This is a genomic window from Candidatus Neomarinimicrobiota bacterium (assembly GCA_034716895.1).
Lineage (GTDB): Bacteria > Fidelibacterota > UBA8477 > UBA8477 > JABMPR01 > JABMPR01.
This window is the reverse complement of sequence record JAYEKW010000025.1, coordinates 1-5,609: the sequence shown is the minus strand read 5'-3', so window position 1 is coordinate 5,609 and position 5,609 is coordinate 1. Positions and strand designations below refer to the sequence as shown.

At 43.2% G+C, this 5,609-nt stretch carries 4 protein-coding genes and 1 tRNA gene; all 5 read left to right on the top strand.

The window, feature by feature from the left end:
• The first annotated feature begins 533 nt into the window (after positions 1-533).
• Complete coding sequence (locus U9Q77_02070; protein ID MEA3286150.1) at positions 534-3,356, top strand: ankyrin repeat domain-containing protein; 2,823 nt, start codon at positions 534-536, stop codon at positions 3,354-3,356.
• Between the two features lie 141 nt (positions 3,357-3,497).
• Complete coding sequence (locus U9Q77_02065; protein ID MEA3286149.1) at positions 3,498-4,415, top strand: pseudouridine-5'-phosphate glycosidase; 918 nt, start codon at positions 3,498-3,500, stop codon at positions 4,413-4,415.
• A gap of 275 nt (positions 4,416-4,690) precedes the next feature.
• A tRNA-Pro gene (locus U9Q77_02060) sits at positions 4,691-4,765 on the top strand.
• Positions 4,766-5,020: 255 nt separating this feature from the next.
• The gene (locus U9Q77_02055; GenBank protein ID MEA3286148.1) at positions 5,021-5,377 is read left to right on the top strand and encodes a type II toxin-antitoxin system RelE/ParE family toxin; all 357 of its coding nucleotides are present in this window, start codon (positions 5,021-5,023) and stop codon (positions 5,375-5,377) included.
• A gap of 4 nt (positions 5,378-5,381) precedes the next feature.
• Positions 5,382-5,609: helix-turn-helix transcriptional regulator (locus U9Q77_02050; protein ID MEA3286147.1), on the top strand; the 228-nt coding region annotated here is incomplete at its 3' end.

The window sequence follows — 5,609 nt, the reverse complement described above, 5'->3', positions numbered from 1 at the left end:
TAAGACTTAAATTATTCCAGACTTTGGATAGCAGATATTTGAAATAAACTACACGTTCAGGATTAAAAGCATTACTGATAATATTCAATAATTAGAATAATAACAAAAAGATAAGCCAAGCGGAAAGTTGTGATAATATCTTAATGCCGACAAGGAGACCTGGCCATACAAATACAGATTCGCTGGTCCTGAACCCGCTTCTCAACTCAGAACTCATGACTGCAAGTGAGTTGGCCTGGCAATTTCTCACCAGCAAACAAGTTCATGGCTAAGCAGGAGAACAAGACTAAGTTGTTGCCGGAAAAGTATGGCCAGAAAAGCAACGGAGGCACTTCGATTGGCTGGTAAAGAACCTTTAACATTGACGCCCTTGCAAAAAGTCCCTCTCGCAGAGGCGCAGAGTATTGATATTTATGGATTTAGGAGTATTTGCGTTATGTGGTTAATATTAAATGAGTTAGGGCGTATTTGATGATTTTTAAATTACTTTTTGCGGCTTCGTCAACATTATATTTTCTAATTCCAGGTTGACGATGAAAATAATCCAATACAATGATCTGAATCTCTCAGGCGTACGTAACGCTTTTGATCGAACCATTAAATTCCTAAGAGCGGGCGACTTTAGGGCTGCTGATGTTAAAAAGCTCAAGGGCACACCTTACTATCGCGCCAAGTTGAGTGACGCCGATCGCCTGTTATTCCGTTTTGCCACCTTTGGCAGCAATACATTTCTGTTGATCCTGGAAATTATTCGCGCCCATGCCTATGAAAAATCACGTTTTCTAAATGGGGCAAGTGTGGATGAAAATAAGCTGGAGCTGATTCCCACACCTACCGATTTGCAGCAGGATGATGCCCTGGCTTTGCCGTATGTAAACCCGTCGTTTCAGCATTTCCATTTACTGGATAAGATTATTTCATTCGATGATATACAGACCGAAGCTTTTAACCTGAGGACACCACTCATACTTATTGGAGCTGCTGGTAGTGGCAAAACAGTACTCACCCTGGAGAAGCTCAAGAACCTCCAGGGGGATGTGCTCTACGTCACCCGTTCTGCTTATCTGACTGAAAATGCCCGTAACCTGTACTATGCTTTTGATTATGAGAATGAAAAGCAAAGTATAGATTTTTTAGCATTACACGAATATTTAGAAACGCTGCAGGTTCCTGACGGGCATGCTATCACATTTCGAGACTTTAGCCAATGGTTTACGCGTTATCGCCATAAATCAAAGCTGAAAGATGCACACATGCTGTTTGAAGAATTCAATGGAGTGCTCACTGGAATGACCATTGATCAGGCTTTTCTCAAGCGGCACGAATATGCAGCACTGGGCATTAAACAGTCCATATTCCCTGCAGAACAGCGTGATGCGGTGTATGACCTATTTATGCGGTATATCGAATGGTTATCAACAGCTGAGTTCTATGATCCCAATGTGATTGCCTATGAGTACCTGAAGCTTTGCGTTCCCCGCTACGATTTTGTCGTTGTTGACGAAGTCCAGGATATCACCAATATTCAACTCCACCTGATATTGAAGTCCCTGCGCAGTCCAGAAAATTTTGTGCTTTGTGGTGATTCGAATCAGATTGTTCATCCAAATTTCTTCTCCTGGTCGAAAGTGAAGACCATGTTTTACAAACAGAGTTTAAAAGGTCGCTCTGACATTATTCGTGTTCTAGACACCAATTATCGAAATTCACCACAAATTACTGAGATTTCCAACCGTTTGCTGCTGATCAAAACGGCTCGTTTCGGGTCTATTGACCGGGAAAGTAATTTTCTAATAAAATCTGTTGCAGATCGAGCCGGAGTCGTTGAGATGATTCATGACAGTGATAAGGCACGTAAAGAAATCAATAGCAGAACATCCCGATCAACCCGTTTTGCAGTCATTGTCATGCGTCCCAAAGACAAACTGGAAGTGAAACGGCATTTTAAGACACCGCTGGTATTTTCAGTTCAGGAAGCCAAAGGTCTGGAATATGAGAATATTGTATTAGTGAATTTAGTCTCGAACAACGCTGCTGAATTCAATGAGATTACTGATGGAGTCTCAGATGAGGCTGTAAGCCAGGGTTTGAGCTATTCACGTTCTGCAAATAAATCTGATAAATCTCTGGAAGCATACAAGTTTTACACAAATGCCCTTTATGTGGCCCTGACCCGAGCTATCCGGAATGTGTATATCATTGAATCGCACACGCAGCATAAGCTCTGGCGCTTACTTGCTTTGGCTGAGAAAAAGGGTACTGTTAAAGTCAGAGCCCAAACTTCTACTCAGGATGAATGGAAGGAGGAAGCGCTTAAGCTTGAAAAACAAGGCAAGATTGAACAGGCAGAAGCTATACGTAAGACTATTCTCGAGATAGAGGAAGTACCCTGGGAGGTGCTTACTGCCGATTCAATAGACGACTTGGAAGCAAGAGCCTTAAATCCTGATCATTTCAATAAAAAAGCCAAGCAATTACTGTTTGAATATGCAGTGACTTTTCACTTGCCGCGTGTGCTTAATGATTTAGCACGCTTGAATTTTAGAAGAGCCGAAAATCCGGAACGCGAGCAGTCAGCCATTGAGAATAAATATTTGCGAGATTATAAAGATCCCAAATATACTGAGTTGAATCGCAAAATTAATTTGTATGATGTGGATTTCCCTAACGCTCTCAATCAGACACCGCTCATGCTTGCGAGCCAATTAGGCGCTGTGGATTTGGTAAAATCACTCATCAATAACGGTGCTAATCCGAACTTACGGGATAATCGCGGTCGCTCGCCGGTTGAGATAGCTCTTCTCAAAGCCTACATTTCTGAAAATTATGCCAATAATGCCATTGGAAAAATCTATAACTATTTGTCACCCACCAGTATCAAGATCAAGATAGATGGCCGCATGATTAAAATTGATCGCAAAGCAATGGAGTTCTTTTTACTCCAATCCATGCTGGCCTTATTTCAGGAAATCGTTAATAAAAAAGCAAATTGGAATCTACCTGCATTTGAAACCGCAGATTTTATTTACAGTCTGCAATTTTTTCCTGAGCAGGTGATTCCAACCCGCAGAAAAAAGCGAGCCTATATTTCCAGTATTCTCGCAAAAAACGAGGTCAATAGAGCCGCACCCTATAACCGCTTTCTCTTCGTTCGGGTGCAGCGTGGGCGGTATATTCTAAATCCACTGCTTGAAATTGAAGTTGATGGTAAATGGATAAATGTTTACGATTTGCTGGGTATATCAGATTGGGAGCTGGAGTATACCGATTCCAGTCTCAAGAGTCGCAGAATTCAGGCCGTATTTCACTTTGTCAGACAGCAACAGGAGCTGGCCTCGTCGAGGTCAAAGAGCTGACACGGTCAGAGTTCTGCACTCCCGGTTCAGTGAATGGCCTGGTAAATTCAGGGTGTTGCTGCTGTGGCAAGTATTTCCGTATCTGCTATATCCAGCGCAGTCCTTAATTGTTTCCAGCTGGAATTGGAATAGTTTCGGGGTATGAAAAATATTCCTTCTAACTATTCAGTTGAGGTTAAACGAGCACTATCAACAGGGCTACCGGTTTTGGCTCTGGAATCCACCATTATCGCTCATGGCATGCCCTATCCGGAAAATTTAAAATTTGCCCAGCAGGCCGAAGCCTTAGCCCGAGATTCCGGTGCTGTGCCTGCCACCATTGCAATCCTAAATGGTCAGATTTGTATCGGTTTGGATGCCGCTCAACTCGAGCAGTTGGCAAGGGATAAAACAGTAGGCAAGGTAGCCACCCGTGAGATTGGCTGGACACTGGCTCAGAATGGAAATGGAGCAACCACCGTTTCAGCCACTATGCGTTTGGCTCATCTTGCAGGAATACATGTGTTTGCCACAGGGGGGATTGGAGGTGTACACAGGGGAGCAGAAAGCAATTTTGATGTATCAGCTGATCTGATTGAACTCTCCAGAACTCCGGTTATTGTGGTCTCTGCCGGAGCCAAAGCAATTCTTGATTTACCAAAGACATTGGAGGTTCTGGAGACCATGAGTGTGCCGGTGATTGGATATGGAACCTCTGAATTTCCGGCCTTTTATTCACGTAAATCTGGTTTACCCATTAGCATTCAGTTGGATGACGCTGGTAAGATTGCGGCCCTCTATCAGCATCAGGCTAATTTAGGAATACAAGCTGGCGTCCTGGTAGCAAACCCCCTACCCCCAGAATATGATATCCCCTTTAGTGAAATGGATGGTCATATTCGTTCAGCTTTACAGGATGCAGTAGGTTTGGGGATATCCGGAAAAAAGCTGACGCCTTATCTCCTTGGTCGAATCGTTGAGCTGACCAAGGGACGCAGTCTGGAAACAAACCGGGCCTTGGCTTTAAACAATGTCAGGCTGGGTGCTGAAATTGCCCAGAATCTGGCAGAACTGGCTTGAAATCCATCATGATAAAACTATATTCAGGCCGCTTTTAAATAGATTGGTTCTGTGGATAAATACAATGTTTGGAGGCTGAGGTGCCATACTGAGTGTATCGAAGTGCTCACGAAGCCTTGGTGGTTAAGTATTAGTAAATCCCAACGTTACTTTTTAATGTGTATTGTCAGAACCTATTTCTCAAACTGAGATGCCCGGCGTCGCCACCTGCGGTAGCTGTGTCGCGGCTCGATTGCAATATCGTGCTCAGTTGGAATTTGTTGCAAAGCTGCAATCGAGGTGTGGCGCAGTCCGGCTAGCGCACCTGCTTTGGGAGCAGGGGGCCGTAGGTTCGAATCCTATCACCTCGACACAATATAAACAAGGACTTACGCTACTTTAGCGTGGGTCCTTTTGTAATTTGGCGACTGTTTCGGGTAATATTAGTAGAATATTATTGAAAATATGGGATTTATTAGACTAAGAAAGTCCCCGGACTGGCATGAAACAAACCGCTCGAGTGCAATTCTTTGAACCAAGATGTGATTCCAATCTACATTCTCCTGCATATTGTATGTTGATAATAATACTTTGAAGTTATATAACTCTAAAGTTATATTCTTATCGTGACTTGGATTGTTGAATATACTGACCAGTTCGATGAATGGTGGGAATCACTCTCAGAGGATGAGCAGGATTCTGTTGCTGCTACAGTAGGGGTTCTTGAAGAACGGGGAACCACACTACGGCATCCAATAAGTTCTGGTATTGGATCTTCACGTCATAGTCACATGCGAGAACTACGGATACAGCATCAGGGTGATCCCTATCGTGTGCTGTATGCTTTTGACCCACTTCGTGCTGCCATTCTGCTGATTGGCGGGAATAAGACAGGCAACGACAGGTGGTATGAAGAGTATGTACCGCAAGCAGATGATCTCTATGATGAGCATCTGAAGGAGTTAAAAGAAAAGGATGGGTAACACGATGGCTAAGCAATTTAAGGAACTTCTCAGGGATATACCTGAAGAACGTAAGCATCGTATTGAAGCAAAAAAACAGGAACTTTTGAATGATATTGATCTTCAAAATCTGCGTCAAGCATTTGAGCTAACTCAAAATCAATTAGCTGATACACTCAAAGTCAATCAGGCCGCTATTTCAAAAATGGAAAATCAGTCAGATATGTTCATCAGTACTCTCCGTCGCTTTCTT